At 31.5% G+C, this 16748-nt stretch carries 17 protein-coding genes, 2 pseudogenes and 1 other annotated feature; all 19 genes and pseudogenes read right to left on the minus strand.

Annotation, left to right across the window (positions count from 1 at the left end; genetic code table 11):
• Window positions 1-3 precede the first annotated feature (3 nt).
• Window positions 4-355, minus strand: a pseudogene (locus O3801_RS07985) (transglycosylase SLT domain-containing protein); the annotation flags it as partial.
• Between the two features lie 14 nt (window positions 356-369).
• Window positions 370-1020 (minus strand): annotated as a pseudogene (locus O3801_RS07990) (ubiquitin-like domain-containing protein); the annotation flags it as partial.
• A gap of 3 nt (window positions 1021-1023) precedes the next feature.
• Window positions 1024-1812 (minus strand): TatD family hydrolase, encoded by a 789-nt coding sequence (locus tag O3801_RS07995; RefSeq protein WP_102169839.1) that lies wholly within the window; start codon window positions 1810-1812, stop codon window positions 1024-1026.
• Window positions 1813-2065: 253 nt separating this feature from the next.
• Window positions 2066-2440: a hypothetical protein gene (locus O3801_RS08000; protein ID WP_294683217.1), complete on the minus strand. Its 375-nt coding sequence runs from the start codon at window positions 2438-2440 to the stop codon at window positions 2066-2068.
• A gap of 158 nt (window positions 2441-2598) precedes the next feature.
• Window positions 2599-3090 (minus strand): Cys-tRNA(Pro) deacylase, encoded by a 492-nt coding sequence (gene ybaK, locus O3801_RS08005; protein ID WP_294683216.1) that lies wholly within the window; start codon window positions 3088-3090, stop codon window positions 2599-2601.
• Between the two features lie 159 nt (window positions 3091-3249).
• On the minus strand, window positions 3250-4143 hold the full coding sequence (locus O3801_RS08010) for an ATP-binding cassette domain-containing protein (protein WP_294683215.1): 894 nt from the start codon (window positions 4141-4143) through the stop codon (window positions 3250-3252).
• Window positions 4143-5009, minus strand: coding sequence for an ABC transporter ATP-binding protein (locus tag O3801_RS08015; protein WP_294683214.1), 867 nt, complete (start codon window positions 5007-5009; stop codon window positions 4143-4145). The genes O3801_RS08010 and O3801_RS08015 overlap by 1 nt, the downstream gene beginning before the upstream one ends.
• A gap of 1 nt (window position 5010) precedes the next feature.
• Window positions 5011-5835, minus strand: coding sequence for an ABC transporter permease (locus O3801_RS08020; protein WP_299321449.1), 825 nt, complete (start codon window positions 5833-5835; stop codon window positions 5011-5013).
• A gap of 1 nt (window position 5836) precedes the next feature.
• Complete coding sequence (locus O3801_RS08025) at window positions 5837-6793, minus strand: ABC transporter permease (RefSeq protein WP_294683213.1); 957 nt, start codon at window positions 6791-6793, stop codon at window positions 5837-5839.
• A 197-nt stretch (window positions 6794-6990) separates the two neighbouring features.
• Complete coding sequence (locus O3801_RS08030) at window positions 6991-8550, minus strand: ABC transporter substrate-binding protein (protein ID WP_371454625.1); 1560 nt, start codon at window positions 8548-8550, stop codon at window positions 6991-6993.
• A 320-nt stretch (window positions 8551-8870) separates the two neighbouring features.
• On the minus strand, window positions 8871-10034 hold the full coding sequence (locus O3801_RS08035) for a 5-methyltetrahydropteroyltriglutamate--homocysteine S-methyltransferase (RefSeq protein WP_371454626.1): 1164 nt from the start codon (window positions 10032-10034) through the stop codon (window positions 8871-8873).
• A 52-nt stretch (window positions 10035-10086) separates the two neighbouring features.
• Window positions 10087-10458: a GFA family protein gene (locus O3801_RS08040; RefSeq protein WP_371454627.1), complete on the minus strand. Its 372-nt coding sequence runs from the start codon at window positions 10456-10458 to the stop codon at window positions 10087-10089.
• 239 nt (window positions 10459-10697) lie between these two features.
• Complete coding sequence (locus O3801_RS08045) at window positions 10698-11438, minus strand: cyclase family protein (RefSeq protein WP_294683209.1); 741 nt, start codon at window positions 11436-11438, stop codon at window positions 10698-10700.
• Window positions 11439-11535: 97 nt separating this feature from the next.
• Window positions 11536-11787 (minus strand) — a binding site (T-box leader).
• 332 nt (window positions 11788-12119) lie between these two features.
• Window positions 12120-13529, minus strand: a complete 1410-nt coding sequence (locus tag O3801_RS08050; protein WP_371454628.1) for a hypothetical protein — start codon at window positions 13527-13529, stop codon at window positions 12120-12122.
• On the minus strand, window positions 13522-14388 hold the full coding sequence (locus tag O3801_RS08055) for an ATP-binding cassette domain-containing protein (protein ID WP_371454629.1): 867 nt from the start codon (window positions 14386-14388) through the stop codon (window positions 13522-13524). Before O3801_RS08055 ends, O3801_RS08050 begins: the two co-directional genes overlap by 8 nt.
• A complete protein-coding gene (locus tag O3801_RS08060; RefSeq protein WP_294683206.1) occupies window positions 14363-14506 on the minus strand; it encodes a hypothetical protein in 144 nt (47 codons plus the stop codon). The genes O3801_RS08055 and O3801_RS08060 overlap by 26 nt, the downstream gene beginning before the upstream one ends.
• A 2-nt stretch (window positions 14507-14508) precedes the next feature.
• Complete coding sequence (locus tag O3801_RS08065; RefSeq protein WP_294683205.1) at window positions 14509-14877, minus strand: GntR family transcriptional regulator; 369 nt, start codon at window positions 14875-14877, stop codon at window positions 14509-14511.
• Between the two features lie 135 nt (window positions 14878-15012).
• Complete coding sequence (locus O3801_RS08070) at window positions 15013-15483, minus strand: threonine/serine exporter family protein (protein ID WP_371454630.1); 471 nt, start codon at window positions 15481-15483, stop codon at window positions 15013-15015.
• Window positions 15483-16253, minus strand: a complete 771-nt coding sequence (locus O3801_RS08075; RefSeq protein ID WP_371454631.1) for a threonine/serine exporter family protein — start codon at window positions 16251-16253, stop codon at window positions 15483-15485. Before O3801_RS08075 ends, O3801_RS08070 begins: the two co-directional genes overlap by 1 nt.
• Window positions 16254-16748 lie beyond the last annotated feature (495 nt).

The following is a 16748-nucleotide window of genomic DNA, read 5'->3' on the forward strand; positions in this document are numbered from 1 at the left end:
TTATTACATTCCCCAAGCTGATAAACCTTGTGCTTGATATGCACGAGTTGCTGCATCGATTTGATCTTGAACTGTTGCTGTAGATCCCCATCCAGGCATTGTTTGGAATAATCCACTAGCTCCAGAAGCATTTCTAGCTCCTACTTGACCATTTGATTCACGAGCGATGATGTGTTCCCAAGTTGATGCTGGTACTCCAGTACGACGAGCCATTTCTTGAGCTGCTGCTGCTCCATCTGCACCTGCAGTGTTACCATTTGATAATACAACAGATCCACCTGGTGCTGAATATGATTGAGCTGGTGCTGCGTAAGATTGTTGTGCTGCTACTTCTTGTTGTTGAGCTGCTGGACGTTGTTTAGTTCCTACTACTACTACTTTAGCTGTAGCTTCAGTAATTACTTTCTCAGAAGCAACTTCTCTAGATACTTCTTTACCTTTTTCTCTTACAACGTTGTAAGTAACTTCTTTCTCACCGTTTTTACCTTCAACTTTTGTAACTTTTTCATCTACATATTTAGAATCATCTTTTTCTTCTTTTGTTTCGAATTTAATTACTTCTTTTTTAGTTTCAGTAGTTTTTCCAGTTCTAGCAATTTTAATTGTATCAACTGTAGCTACTTCACTGTTTAATCCTGGTGTAACTTCATCTTTTTCACCAAGAGTGATGTTTAATTCTTTTAAGATATCTTCAACTTTTTTGTAAGTAGTTTTTCTTACCGTAGTTGTATTTCCATCAACGATTGTTACTTCATGAGCTTTATAGATGCTGATAGTTTCCCCACCATTTACTTTTGTATCTAATCCTGGTTCCACTCTATCATCTGCACCAAAAGGAATATCATTGGCGATAAGAACTTCTCTTACTGTTCCTTTTTTAGTTTTTAGCTCAATTTTATTAGTATTATCTAGGTTTACGGCAAAAACATTGTGCCCTGTGTATTCTTCCGCTACTACGAAAGCTCCTGATAATAATAATCCCGATGTTGCCGCTGCGGCTATAATTCTACCTAATTTCATGTATTAATCAATCTCCTTTTTATCTTCTAATCCGAACAACGTACATGCATTATTGAATGTTTGTTTTGTTAGTTGTTCATACGACATTTCTTTAAGATCTGCAATTTCTTGTGCTACATAATGCACATATGCAGGTTCATTTCTTTTTCCTCTATATGGTGTTGGTGTTAAGTACGGACAATCCGTTTCAATTAACAATTTATCTAATGGACAAGCTTTTGCTACTTCTTTAGGTGTTTTTGCATTTTTAAATGTTACTGGTCCACCTAGTGAAATATAGAAGTTCTCTTTTAGCATTATATTCATGCTTTCTACAGAACCAGAAAAGCTGTGCATTATTCCACCAATTTCACTAGCTTTTTCTTCTTGAAGTATTTGTATTGTATCTGCCATAGCATCACGTGTGTGAATTACTATTGGTTTGTTTACTTCTTTTGCTAGTTGAATTTGTCTTCTAAATACTTCTTTTTGAACATCCTTTGGACTTTTATCCCAGTGATAATCTAGACCAATCTCTCCGATGGCTACTACTTTATCATTAGTTAAAGCAATATTTTTTATCATTTCATATTTTTCTTCTGTAAAGTCAATTGCCTCTACTGGGTGCCAACCTACTGTTAAATATAAAAAGTCATATTTAGCTGTGATTTCCAGTGCTTTTTCTATACTTTTATCATCGAAACCAACTATATTTATTAATTTTACTCCCGCTTCTTTCGCACGAGCAATAGTTTCTTCTAAGTCTTCTAAATAAGCATCATCATTTAGATGCGCATGTGTATCAAATAACATACCACGCCTCCTTACTCTTAAGATTATATCAAAACAACGTTTCATTAGAATATCTAAAGTATTTCAATTATGTTACAATACATTTTCAATTAACGTAATTATTGTTACTTTATACGTTTTCAATAATATTTAGAGAGGATTATTGTCTTTTTTCAACAATAATTTATAATTATTTAAGGAGATATCTAGAAAAAGAAAATATCTTAGAGCATTTAAACACTCTAAGACATCTCTCATAAATAAGTTTATTATATTATTTTAAGCTTAATTCTCCATGATACCAAACACGTACTTTACCATTCCCTATTGGATATATATCACTGAAGTATAATGTACCCGAAGCCCAACCATTCCCATCATAAAATTGACTATAATTTACACTTGTTGGGTATGCTGAACCTACGGGATAGTCATAAGGAATACTTTTAGAAATCTTTTCTGCAGTATTCTCAGAATTATTCACAATTGTACTTTTATCCGTTACAACATTATTATCTTGATATGTTGTATTTTCTTCATTCACATTAGTATTTCCACCTGATGAAGAATAAACTGTACCAATTCCTAAGCTTCCTGGAAGTAGCACTAATAATAAACTCATTGCTCCTATTTTAATACTTTTTTTCATAAGTATTGACCTCCCTATCTACTTATTTTACTAATATTATAGCACTTATTCTGACGTTGTAAACCTTTTCGGAATGATTTTTATAAAAAACGACTTTAAATATGAATCTGCTCTAATTTTTCGAGAGCAAATTATTATCTAAAGTCGTTCTTCTTATATTATTCAGCTTTAAAGTCTACTACTTGAGCACCGATAAGTTGCTCTAGTACTTCTGGTTTTACTTCTACTTGATGACCTACTTTACCTGCAGATACAATAATCGTTTCAACTTCACGACATTTTTCATCTACAAAAGTTGGGAATAGTTTTTTCATCGCGAATGGTGAACATCCACCTTTTACATATCCTGTAATTTTTGTCAGGTCTTTAAGTGGTAACATTGATAAACTTTTCACTCCTGCTGCTTTGGCAAGTTTCTTGAAGTTTATGCTATCTTCACTCATAAGTACTCCAACTACATAGTTACCTTTACCATCCGTAGTCATAATTGTTTTAAATACTTGGTTATGGTCACGTCCGATAATATCGGCTACTCCTACACCAGTTTTCGCAGCATCACTTTCTGCATCAAATTCAAAGTGATTGTACTCTACACCATTTTCATCTAAAAATCGCATAGCATTTGTTTTTAATTCTTTTTTCTTACTCATATTTGTACCTCATTATTTAACTTCTTCATTAGTTATAAATTATAACTAATATTTTACTCCAAACTTTGCTTGCTGTCAAAATCTGTTTTTAAATATTTTTGTAAAAATACCAACCCCAAAAGCTAGATTTTCTAATCTTTGAGATTGGCATTCAAATTATTATTTTAACACAAAGTGTCCTTCTTCAACTTCTTCGAATTTTTCTGTGCCAGTTATTACTATTTCCTCTGCACTAACTTCGAATTCTTCGAACATCTTTCTAGCTCTTACTGGATCAATAATCGGCATAGAGTTTAGAAGACGTTTCGTATAAACGTGCTGTGGATTTTTCATAATCTGTTCTGTTGTTCCTAATTCTACTAGATTACCTCTATACATTACAGCTATTCTATCTGCGATATACTCTACTACACCTAAGTTATGTGAAATAAATAAGTATGTTAGAGAGAATTTTTCTTGTAAATCTTTTAATAAATTAATTACCTGCGCTTGTGTTGAAGCATCTAAGGCAGAAGTTGGTTCATCACATAGAATGAAGTCTGGTTTTGTTACAACTGCTCGAGCAATACCAATACGTTGTCGTTGCCCTCCACTAAAAGCATTTGATAATTTTAGCGCGTCTTCATTAGAAATTCCAACAAACTCTAAAATTTCTAACGCCTTTTTCTTCGCAGTTTCTTTGTCTTCTTTGTGTAAAGCTTCCATAACTATATCTAAAGCACTCATTCGTGGATTTAATGATGAATATGGGTCTTGGAATATAATTTGCATTTTGCTATAAACTTCTGCAAGTTCTTTTTTCGACATTTTTGTTAAAGATTTTTCATTACCTTCTACAAAAACTTCCCCTGATGTGAATGGATCAATATTTAAAATCCCTTTACCTAGGGTAGTCTTTCCACTTCCAGATTCACCTACTACAGCTAAAGTCTCTGCTTTATAAATATCTAAACTAATGTCATTAACAGCTATAGTTTCTTTGACTTCTTTACCCATTCCTTTAGACTTATATACTTTTCGTACATTTTTAAGTTTTAAATACTCTTTACTCATTACTCCACCTCTTTCAGATACTCATGAGTATCGCTAAGTTTTTGCCAAGTATAGTGTTTGCCATCTTCCTTATAATCAACAGTCAGAAGTTCTTTATTAGTGTTTTCTAATCTTGCCGCTGCAAGAAGTTGTTTTGTATATGGGTGTTGTGCATTGCTGAAAATTTCTTCAACATTTCCTTTTTCCACAACTCTACCTCTATACATAATATACACATAGTCACACATTCCAGCTATTACACCGAAATCGTGGCTGACTAGCGCTACACTAAGTTCTGTTTCTTTTTGTAATTTCTTAATAAGAGATAAAATCTGTGCTTGAACCGTAACGTCTAGAGCAGTTGTAGGCTCATCCGCTACCAATAACTTAGGATTAGCAAGTAATGCCATAGCTATTAATATTCTTTGACGCATACCACCAGATAATTCATGTGGATATTGTTCCATTCTTAGAGGCGCATTAAGAATACCTACTTTTTCAAGTTGCTCTATAGCTAGTTTTTTCGCATCTTCTTTAGATTTATTTTGAAATCTTTCTATTACTTCTATTAAGTGAAAACCAATAGTTCTAACTGGATCTAGTGAAGTCATAGGATTTTGGAAGATCATAGAGATTGGTAATTTCTCCCCACTCTTAACTTCCTTTCCATCAAAGAAAAACTTATCATTTTTATCAAAAATATTGTTAGGAAGAATAGACATTATGCTTCGCATCAGGATACTTTTCCCACTTCCTGATTCACCAACAACACCAGTGATATGACCTTTTCTAAAATTAATATCAATGCCGTGTATTAGTTCTTTGTCTACTTCTTTATTAGGTTTATAATTAACCGTTAAATTTTTTAATTCTACTATGTTTGTCATATTATTCTCCCTCCTTTTGAATATATTTTGTAAATAAGTTACCAATATTATTAAATGAATAAATTGTTAACATTACAAATAATCCAGGGATAATTGCCATATGAGGTGCACGTTGTAAGCTTTGTTGTGCATTTTGCAGAAGTGTTCCCCAAGAAGTCATAGGTTGTTGAATACCAAGTCCTAAGAAACTAAGCGCCGCTTCTGTCATTATTGCATTTGCTATTGAAGCACTTGCTGCTACTACTAAAGTTGGTATTATAGCTGGAATAATATGTTTCTTTAGGATAGAGATAGTTTTTACACCGCTAAATCTACTGTATACTACGTAGTCGTATTCTTTTGCTGATAAAGTTTCTGCACGAACTAATCTCGCAAGACGCATCCAAGAAAAACATCCTATTACTATAATTATTGAACCAATTCCTGGTTTTAAAAATACACTAAGTACAATTACTAATACTAACCATGGAATAGATGATAATACATCAACTAAACGCATAAGTAAAGTATCAACAACTCCACCAACATAACCTGCGATAAGTCCTACTATCGTTCCAATTGTTACGGCAGTTACCATCGCTAGTAATCCTACTATAAGAGAAATACGCCCTCCATAGATTACACGAATAAAGTAATCACGTCCTACCTCATCAGTCCCGAATAAGTGCTGTAGACTCGGTGATTGAGATAGATTTGCTACATCAGTAGCCGCTGGATCAATAGGAAGTAAAGGTGCTATTAATGATACAAACACTAATATCGCTATAAAAATAAGTGAAAAAATATAAATTTTTGAACTTTTAGCTATTTTAATAAATCTTTTCATCTTATTTACCTCCTCTTCTAATTCTAGGATCTACTATAGAGTAAAGTATATCTGAAATTAAATTACCTACTATTACTAGTGTAGCTGAAAGTAACATTACTGCCATTATAATAGGATAATCTAATGCTCTAGTTGCTTGTGTAATATATGGTCCTATTCCTGGCCAACTAAATACTGTTTCTGTAATAATCGCTCCAGTTACTAACATTGGTAGTGACATACCCACTTGAGTAATTACTGGTATTAACACATTTTTTATAATGTGTCTTGTGAAAATTTGAGTTTTTGTCGCTTGGAAAGCTTGTTGAACTACTACATACTCTTCATTTGTTTGGCTTAAAGCTGAAGATCTTACATAACGTGTAAGTTCTGCGAAGAATACGATTGTTAAAGTTAGATAAGGCATAATAAAGTGTGATAAGAAATCACCAAAATCGCCTTCTTTACCAATTGTATGCATCCCTATTATTGGGAATAAGTTTAATTGATATCCTAAAACATAGATAAATATCATCGCTATCCAAAATGATGGAGTAGCTATTCCTAATGAAGCTACAGCATCGATGAATTTATCTTGCCATTTACCTTTGTTTGCAGCAGCTAGTAATCCAAGTACTATTGCGATTATTAGTGCTGTTATGTAGGCTGGTAATACTAATGATATTGTATTAGGTATTTTCGCTAGGATTTCTTCTCCTACACTATTGTGAGTTACTAGTGAGTGCCCGAAGTTCCCGCTTAATATTTGTCCTAACCAATCAACATACTGAATTAAAAATGGTTTATTAAGCCCACTTTGCTCACGAAGAATATTTATTTCTTCTTGTGACATATTCGATGTTATCTGTGCATCGATAGCATCATATGGTGCTAAATGTATTAAAGTAAATACTATAAACGATATTACTAAAAGTAGCGGTACTGCTTGTAATATACGTTTTAAAATATATCGAATCATACAATCTCCTTTAAATTCTAATTACTATATTTTTATGCAATTCATTTATAATTTATCATAAATATTTTTGTTATAAATTATAAATAAACGTTCCCCTTAAAACTAACAAAGCGAGGGAGATACTATAAAATCTTATTATTAAATAGGATTTTATCGTACTCCCCCTCATACTATATTTTATTTTCTACTATTTATTACTATTTAAGAGTAATTTTTGATAAATCATCAAATGTGTAGATTGGTACTAACTTAGCATCGTTAACATTTCCAACACGTTTGTTAACCGCTAAGATTTTTTGGTTATCTACGATTGGGTATAAGTATGCTTGGTTAGCAATTTCTTGTTGAAGGTTTTTGTACACTTCTTTACGTTTAGCTTCATCTAATTCAGCTGCACCTTGTTTGAATAATCCATCAACTTTTTCACTTCTGTATTGGAAGTAATTTGAAGTACCATTTGATCCAAATAGCTTAGAGTATAAATCAGGATCGTTACCCATAATATATCCACCTAAGAATAGGTTGTAAGCTTTAGAACCAACTTTTCTTAACTCTGTGAAGATAGCTGTTTCATCTCCACCACGAAGCTCTACATTAATTCCTACTGCTTGTAATTGTTGTTGAATGAATGTTGCTTGGATAGTATTTGCAGCATCGTTACTTGCATATCCTAGGTTAAGTTTCAAGTTAGAAACTCCCGCTTCTTTTAATAGTGATTTTGCTTTTTCAATATTTTGAGTATATTTCTCTACATCATCAGTATGGAATGGATTTTTCGGTGGTAAGAATGAATAAGGGTTTTGGTAGTATTTACTGTCTAAATAAGCTGCTTTATTCATATCTTCTTTGTTTAATGCGTATAAAATAGCTTGTCTAACTTTAACATCTTTTAATTCATCTGTGTTTGTATTTAGTCCTAAGTAACCGATACGGTTTTCACTGTAAGGATAAGTATCGATGTTTTTAGAATCTAAATCTTTAATTGCAGCAGGTAATACATATGCTGCATCTACCTCACCTTTTTGTAATGCTACTTTTGTAGTATCAGCACTTTTAATAATACGTAGTACTACATTTTTAACTTTTGGTTTACCGTTGTAATAATTTTCATTCGCTTCAAATTTAATATATTCTCCACGTTTGTTCTCTACTAGTTTGTATGGTCCAGTTCCTACTGGTGCTTCTTTTAATTCTTTAACTGAGAAGTCAGATACATTTCCATAAACGTGTTTTGGAATAATGTAAGTTTCATTCGCAATGTTATTTGCCGCAGCTGCGCTTGGTTCTGGGAACTTAAATACTACAGTGTAGTCATCTACTTTCTCTATAGTTATCGGTTTATCACCAATCCATAAGTTCTTGAAGTTTCCATTTTCTTTTTTAGCTTTTGTTTGATAAGTGAAAACTACGTCATCAGCTGTGAATTTTTGTCCATCAGACCATTTTACATCTTTTCTTAAGTTAACTTTTAAGCTAAGACCATCTTTTGCAAGTTCAGTAGATTCTGCTAAAGCATATTCTTTTGAACCATCTCCATTAACCTTGATTAATGGTGAGTAGATAATATTAGTCATTGTTAATCCCCAACGGTCACTAACCTTGATTGGGTTAGTTGATGATGGATCATCACTAATAGCATACGTGAAAGTATCTTTATCTTGAGAAGTGGTAATTGTGTTTTGCGTTTTTGAACTACATGCTGTTACAACACTCATTACTAACGCTAGTGCTCCTATAAACAATTTGTTTTTTTTCATTCTTTTTTTCCTCCTTGATTTTAAGTCCTATTTTCTAACTACGAAATATTTTGGTTTCCCCTATTTAATAATGGTTAAATACATTTGCCTATTCGACAGTGAGAGACTTACATTGCTACTCATGTATTGATTAAATAGACTATATTTCATAATAAGAATAATAAAACCAGATATTATTTAACATTGAACGAATGAAATCAATGCTAGTTTAGTTTACTGTATTATAGATAAAAATGTCAATTTATGTGCTTACTTTTATCATTTACTTTAATTATATAATTCTTTTGGTTTGGTATACTCGAAGAAATACTAAAGTATTATTATTTTTCTGTACCCCAAACTTCTTCTACGATTTCTTTGATTAGGGCAATTTTTTTCCATTGATCTTCTTCAGTAATCACGTTTCCTTCTTCTGTAGAAGCAAATCCACATTGTGTACTTAAGTAGATGTTTTCTAATGGTACATATTCGCTAGCTTCTTTAATTCTTGCGATTACTTCTTCTTTATCTTCTAAATCTGCAAATTTAGATGTAATTAATCCTAAAACAACTTTTTTATCTTTTCCAACTTTTGCTAGTGGCTTGAAATCTCCTGCACGATCTGTATCGTATTCTAAGTAGTATGCATTTACGTTTTCTCCAGCAAGTAGCTCGTCTTCAACGTTTTGGTATCCTCCTTGAGAAATCCATTTAGAAGCGAAGTTACCACGACAAACGTGTGTATTTATTGCTAAGTCTCCTGGTTTTCCTTCGATAACTTCGTTATTTAATGCTAAACAACGTGCTGCATATTCTCTACGAACTTCTTCTAATGGACGCGCATCACGGAAACGATTCGCAAATCCGTCATCAGCTAATGCTCCCCATGTACAATCATCAAATTGTAATACACGTAGTCCTTCGTTGTAAAGGTCTGCGATTACTTGTTTATAAGCTGCTACAATCGCATCTTTTAATTCTTCGAATGTTGGATAGAATTTTTCGTATCCTTTGATGTGATCTTCTGTACGAATTAACTCAAAGTATAGTTGTGATGGTGATGGAATTGTTAATTTTACAGTTACACCTTCTTTATCAGCTACTAAGTCTCTTAAGAATTTGTAGTGTGCTACAAATGGGTGATTTTCTCCACTGATTTTTCCTGATACTTTTGCTGTATCTGGTTTAGTTTCGATACCTTTGAATGGGTAACCTTTTTCTCCTTGAACGTGTTCTACACCGTTAAGACCCCAGAAGAAGTCTAGGTGCCAGTATGCACGGCGGAACTCTCCATCTGTTACTCCTTTTAGTCCATTTGCTATTTGTTTTTCAACTAACTCAGTAATTGCTTTATCTTCTACTTTTGTTAATTCTTCTTGTGATAATTCTCCTTTTGAGAATTTTTCACGAGCTTCTACTAATTCCTTAGGTCTTAAAAATGACCCAACGTGATCTACTCTATATGCTGCTCTTTCTACTACTTTATTTTGACAACCTTGACACATAATATTTTTTCTCCTTTTATTTAACTAATTTATTTTCTCTATCTTCTTAGATTTATTTATCAAGCAACCAAGAAAAGGCTGGATCCTGAAAAATATGACGTTTAGGAACAGTTTGTAAATTCTGATCGCATTCATCTATTGTACCTAATTTCAAAGCACAGACTTCTGGAATATTTTCTTGAACAGTGAAAATTTGACTATGACAGTTCTGGCAGTAATAACGCTGTTTCCCTGGAGAAGAACTATAGGAAACAAGATTTTCTTTTCCATGCAATACTAGCTTTTTACTGCTAACTTTAGCATTAACTGTATAGGCAGACGCAGTTACTTTCCGACAAAATGAGCAATGACAAAAAACTAATTCCGATAATTCCTCATCTAGAGTGTAGGTCACTGCTTTACATAAACAAGATCCTTTAAGCATTACGAATGCTCCTTTCTAACACCTTAATTTGACATCCTTGACCCATAATATTTTTTTCTCCTTTTGTTTAACTGATTTATTTTCTCTTTTTGTTTTATTCTTCTGACTTTATTATTTTGACTTTATTATTTTGACTTTATTATAAATTGCTAGTTACTTTTCTCTTCAAACTTTTCTTCTTTTCTCTTTTCTAATATCTATTTTTTCTCATAAACTAAAACTTTTTTATAAAGACCGTACTATTCGTCTTCTGGTAATATCGCTACTACTCTTACTGGAGATCCAGTTGCTTCTGTCCAGTTTGGATAAGCAATTGAGATTAAAGCTCCAGTCGCAGGTACTTGATCAAGATTTGCTAAAACTTCTATTTGATAAATATCTTGTTCTAGTAAGTAGTACTCTTGAATAAGACCTTCAGCTGCCGCTGTAACTCCTGAGTCAGTATCTAATGTTTCATGACCTACAGCTTTAACTTTTCTTTCTTTAATTAAGAATTCTAGTGCATCTCTTCCCCATCCTGGAGTGTGTTGAACATCATTTTCATCTAGATTTCTAATTTCATCATAGCTAGGCCAACGTTTTGACCAATCACTTCTAAATGCTACGAATGATTCTGGTAATATTTCACCATGTTCAGCTTCGAAGTCAAGAATGTCTTGTTTAGTAATTACATAATCATTATTCTCCGCTACTTCTTTACTTTTATCTATTACGTATAAAGGTAATAGTAAATCTTTAAGTTCGATTTCATCTAACCAACGACCACCTTCAACGAAGTGAATTGGCGCATCGATGTGTGTTCCATATTGTCCAACAACTGAGAATTTTTGAACATAGAATCCATCTTTTAAAGTAAAGACGTTTTCTTTTTCTAACGCAGGTAGCGCTGGGAACTTAGGTGAGTTTTCATCAATTTTGTGGCTTAAGTTAACCCATTTTTTGTTTTTTAATGTTTTATAAATATTTAGTAATTCTGACATATTTCTTTCCTCCGAAATGTTTATATTATTTCTTTAAGTTAAGAATTCTTGTGATTATTTTGAGAAATAAAAAAGTCCTCACAGAAGCTTTTGCTTCTGCAAGGACGTCTAATAATTTACGTGTTACCACCTTACTTTATGATATTCTCACAAATATCAACTCAAAAAGTACGCACCAAAAAACAATGGTGTTATACCCTGAAGCTATAACGGGCTCACCCGTAAAGGTCTAATTATTCGACCATTAACACTCAAAGACCATTTTCAAAGTTTCCAATACGATCTCTTTTCACCAACCGAGACTCTCTTTACCATCTTTCACTTTTACTTATCTTTTCAACGTGTGAATCATTAACTTGTGATTAAGTATAACAAGTTATTTTTTATCTGTCAATAGTTTTTTTGAAAAAATTTACATGTTTTCTTTCTGTAGAACTTTTATATACTCCATATTATTTGAATAAAAGCTAGTTAAATCAGTAGATTTTAAAGTCTAAATTCATCCTTTTCATCGATTAAAAATTTTCATTTTTACTGTAAATGTGTATCGTTTAGAGAAAATATCAATTAATAGCTTACTAAATTTTATTTTCACTAATTTTTTATTAAATATACAAAAAGATGAGAATTTCTAATTTTTCAAGAATCTCTCATCTTTCGTGTTTAATTTTCAATAAAATTTTATATTCTGATCTTTGTTTGAACCAATTTCCAAAGAATAGCTGGCACTAATAATATTGTTAATGCTAAAGCTAGACCACGGTTAATAGTAAATACATCTATTAATACTATTAATACGAAAGCAAATATTCCCATTAACAATATTAAATATCCCACTAATGAAACTCTTTCTATTATGAAAAATTCACCTTCTTTTTCTACATTATGCTTTTTATAGGCCTTACTTGATAACAGCATAATTACAGTTAAAATAACTAGGTAAATAATTATATTCTTCCAAGGAGCGTATCCGAAATAATAAAATATTGGCATCTTTGGTATATTATCAAGAAACGGCTTATTTGAAAAATAATTTACAAAGAATAATTTTCCTACACCAATCCATACTCCCAATGGATAATATATTAATGTAAGAGCTGGGATATACATCACACCTATGCTCAATATACTTCCACAAAAACTTGATAAGATTGCTCCTAGTAATACTAGACCTATTCCTAGTATATAAATTTTATTATTTATTTCAAATACCGCTGACACATTATAGAGTTCTCCTAACAAACTATTACTTATAACTGCTATATTTGTTAATCCTGTTAGAATGTAGCTAACTATTAAAGTTAAGAATGATAAAATTACTTTGGCAAAGTATACTTTCTCTTTTTCATAAGGTAAGCTCGCTACAAATTTACCAAAATTAGTATGATATTCAACTCCGAAGATTAATAACGGGATCAAAGTTATTAAAATATAATACCCAATATTAGTTCCCTCGTTAAACATAGTTTCTTTTAACTTAAATTTACTAGATTCTAAATTTTCTTTTAAGAAAGTTAATGTTTTTGTATTACTAATATCTAGTGCTGGAGGATATATTTTATCTAGTTCTTCCTGTTTATCAAAATACTCCTTGCTACCCGGCTGCATTCTTGACCATTCTTTATACTTAGGAACATTATTCAGTTCTTCTTCAGTTAAGTACTGTTTATATTTTTCACTATCATTGCCAGTAAGTACATTTAGATCCTCATCATTAGTATAAAATGTCCATAATGTAGTAATAGGAAAGTTATGCAAATATGCTCCAACCGCATAAGAATGTTTCATCTTATCAAATTTTTCTTTTGATAATCTTTCCTTATAATTTTTCTGATACTCTTCTTGCATCTTATTCAATTCATGTGTTTTTTTATTTACCTCGTCATTAGATGCACCTTTTCTAATTTCCAATTCCTTAGCTATTCCCGTAGATAATTGAAAATCATAAACTGCAACTCCATTTTTCAATTGATTTAGTTGTTTATTGGTACTTGTAGCGGCAAATGTAGAAAAGGCAATTAATAATATAATTAACATAATTGAATATTGTTTCAAATATATGCGCATAATTTTTAAAATATCTTTACACATTTTCATCTTCCCCCTTACTATTTAATAAAAAGATATCTTCTAATACAATAGGGAGTTTATCATATTGAAGAAGATCTTTATCTTGGATAATATCATGAGTAGTATCATAACTTCCCCTCATAATAACCACATAAACCCTTCCGATATTACTAATAATTCTTACATCTGGATTACGACGTAACTCCTCTGGTATTTTCTCTTGGTACACTAATTGATATTTACTATACTCATCCTTATTAATTTCTTCACTAACTCCAACTCCATCATCTAAATAGACAACCTTATCACTTATATTTTCCAGAGCATTTAATTGATGACTACTAATTAATAACCCAACTCCATCACTTTGAGCGTCCAAAATATAATCAACTATCATTTTAGTATTTATTACATCTATTCCATCTAATGGTTCATCTAAGAAGATAAACTTTGTTCGACATGAAATCCCCAAAATCAAACTAAAAATAGCTAATTGCCCTTTTGATAATTCAGATAATCTACTAGTTTGTGATAATTTAATTTTTTCTAATTCTGTTTTAAAATATTGTTCATCAAAATTTTCATAAGCTAACTTATAAAATTCACCAACTTTTTTAATTTTAGAATTTTTAAAATAGTCGAATCTATCTGGTATATAAATCAGTTGTTTTTTTATATTTTTATTATCTACATCCTCAATTCTTATTTTCCCAGAATCTTGACTATATATCCCTGATAGAATTTTTAATAATGTTGTTTTCCCACTTCCATTTCTACCAACAAGTGCTACAATTTCTCCAGTACTTACGGAAAAACTAACATTATTTAATACTATCTTCTTGGAAAATTTTTTATTAATTTTTTCTATCGTAAGTTTCATAATTTTTCTCCTTTATCTTTTCTGAAATGACTTCACATAATTTCTCCATCGATAATCCTAAAAATTTCCATTCCATGATTAATTCTTTTAACTTTCCATCAATCTTCTTATTATCCATAATTAATCACCCTTTCGAAATTCTAACTTAATTTTTTCTAATAAATCTTCTTCCGAGATTCCCCTTATTTTTACTTCCCTAACTAGATCTTCAATTATCGAATCTATTAGTTCATAATTTGGAATAATATTATCAAAATTATTTGTAATAAAAGTACCTCTTCCTACTATCGTTGTAATTATCTTTTCACTTTCTAACTGTTGAAATGCTTTTTGAATTGTACTGACATTAACACCAAGCATTTTCGAAAATTCTCTTACCGATGGTAATTTATCCCCCTCCTGTAATAAATTTTTACTTATCATAGACTTAATTTGGTCTACTATTTGCTTATAAATAGGTTTGTCTGATAATGAATCAATTTGAAACATAGTGACCTCCTTCCTAAGTGTACCATATACCACCATACATCTTTCACTTAAAGTGTACCACACATCACCATACATTACAAGTAAAAAATAAGATATAATAATAAATTTCAATAAATCTATTATTATATCTTATCTTTATTTAGATTTTTTATTTAATAATGGTTTTAGTACAACTCTAAAAATCGAATCAGCTATTATTATACCAACTGCTAAACCTATAGCACCATAAAAACTATTTAAGAAAATTTTTGCAGAATTTCCATATTCATCTAATAATAACGTTCTAAATGCATCATAAATAGTTACTCCAGGCACTACCGGTACAAGACCTGGAACGAAATATACAGTTACAGGATTTTTAAATTTAATGGCACAAATTTGACCTATATTAGCTAGTAATAACGAGCATACTAAACTCGACATAAATACACTATGTCCATGACTCCACATTTCCCAATATCCACACCATCCTACCGCTCCAATTATTCCACCAGTTACCAAAGTTTTTCTTGGAACATCACAAACAATTCCAAAAGATACTGAAGATATAAAGCTAAATATAAAATGATATAGTAATAACAAGGCATGACTCATAACAGCAAGCATTATACCACACCTCCTAGTAGTCTAACTATATAGTATACAGTAACTATTCCTGCACCTAACGCAAATGCTACACAGAAACTTTCAATAAATCGAATAGACCCAGAAATAAACTGTCTGGCGATAATATCCCTCATTGAGTTCGTTATTGTAATACCTGGAACAAGAGGAACTACTGCACCTATCATCGCAAGTCTTAATGAATGTCCATTTAATAATGCAAAACCAATATATCCCGCTACACCACCGACAAAAGTACTAATATACTCAGAAATAAAAGGCGCTTTTAAATAATCTATAACTTTAATATAAACATAAAATGCCACTGCTCCAGCTATTCCTCCAGGTATTACATCCCAGAAGTTACCATCAAAGATCAAGACGATACTTCCACTTAGAACACCTGAACAAAGAACTTTAAACCAATCCTTTATAGGGCTCTTTTCCTCTTGAACTCTTTTTAGTGCTTTATACATATCTGGTAAACTTATTTTTCCCGATGTAAATGCCCTCGACAATGAATTAACTTCCGATATTTTAGTTAAATTATAGGTTCTATCCCCTACTCTTCGAAAATCAGTTCCTATTTTTTCTATCCTAATAAATATACCAGTAAGAGTAACATGAGTATAATATTCATCAATACGATCATCACCAACACCATGTTTAATGATTCTCTCAAGAGTATCTTCTGTTCTATATACCTCGGCACCATTTTCCATTAATATTTTTCCCGCAAGTAACGCTGTTTTCATCAATAATTTCTCATACATTACTCTTCTCCATTAAAGATTAGATATAAAGTTCAAATAGAATTTAAAACTATATATCTAGTCATCTTACCTTCCATAAATAAATTTTAAAATCATTATATCATAAAACCATCTATAAAAACATAGTTTTCAATTATACAAATTAAAAAAAAAATTGCATCTATGAATCTTAGTTCCTCTAAAAGTAAGTCTTCGTTGCGTACTTTGTACGTAACGTTAAATAATACTTTTACCAAGTTTCTTATAATTCCTTTGTCACTTCGCAGTGGTTGCTTTCCAATCACTACGTTCTTGGAGCAACTGTGCGTATTTTGCACGTAATGATTTTTACGAATCGAAGATTCTAAAAATCTTAACGACTCGCGCAGTAGACGTACTCCAATCACCTTCAGCTATCGCTTTGTTTCTTGGTACGTCCTTGCGTACTTTGTACCTAACGTATGTCCATTCATAATTTTCAAATTCTACATTGCCACTTCGCAGTGGTTGCTTTCC

Source organism: Gemella sp. 27098_8_149 (assembly GCF_041433745.1).
Lineage (GTDB): Bacteria > Bacillota > Bacilli > Staphylococcales > Gemellaceae > Gemella.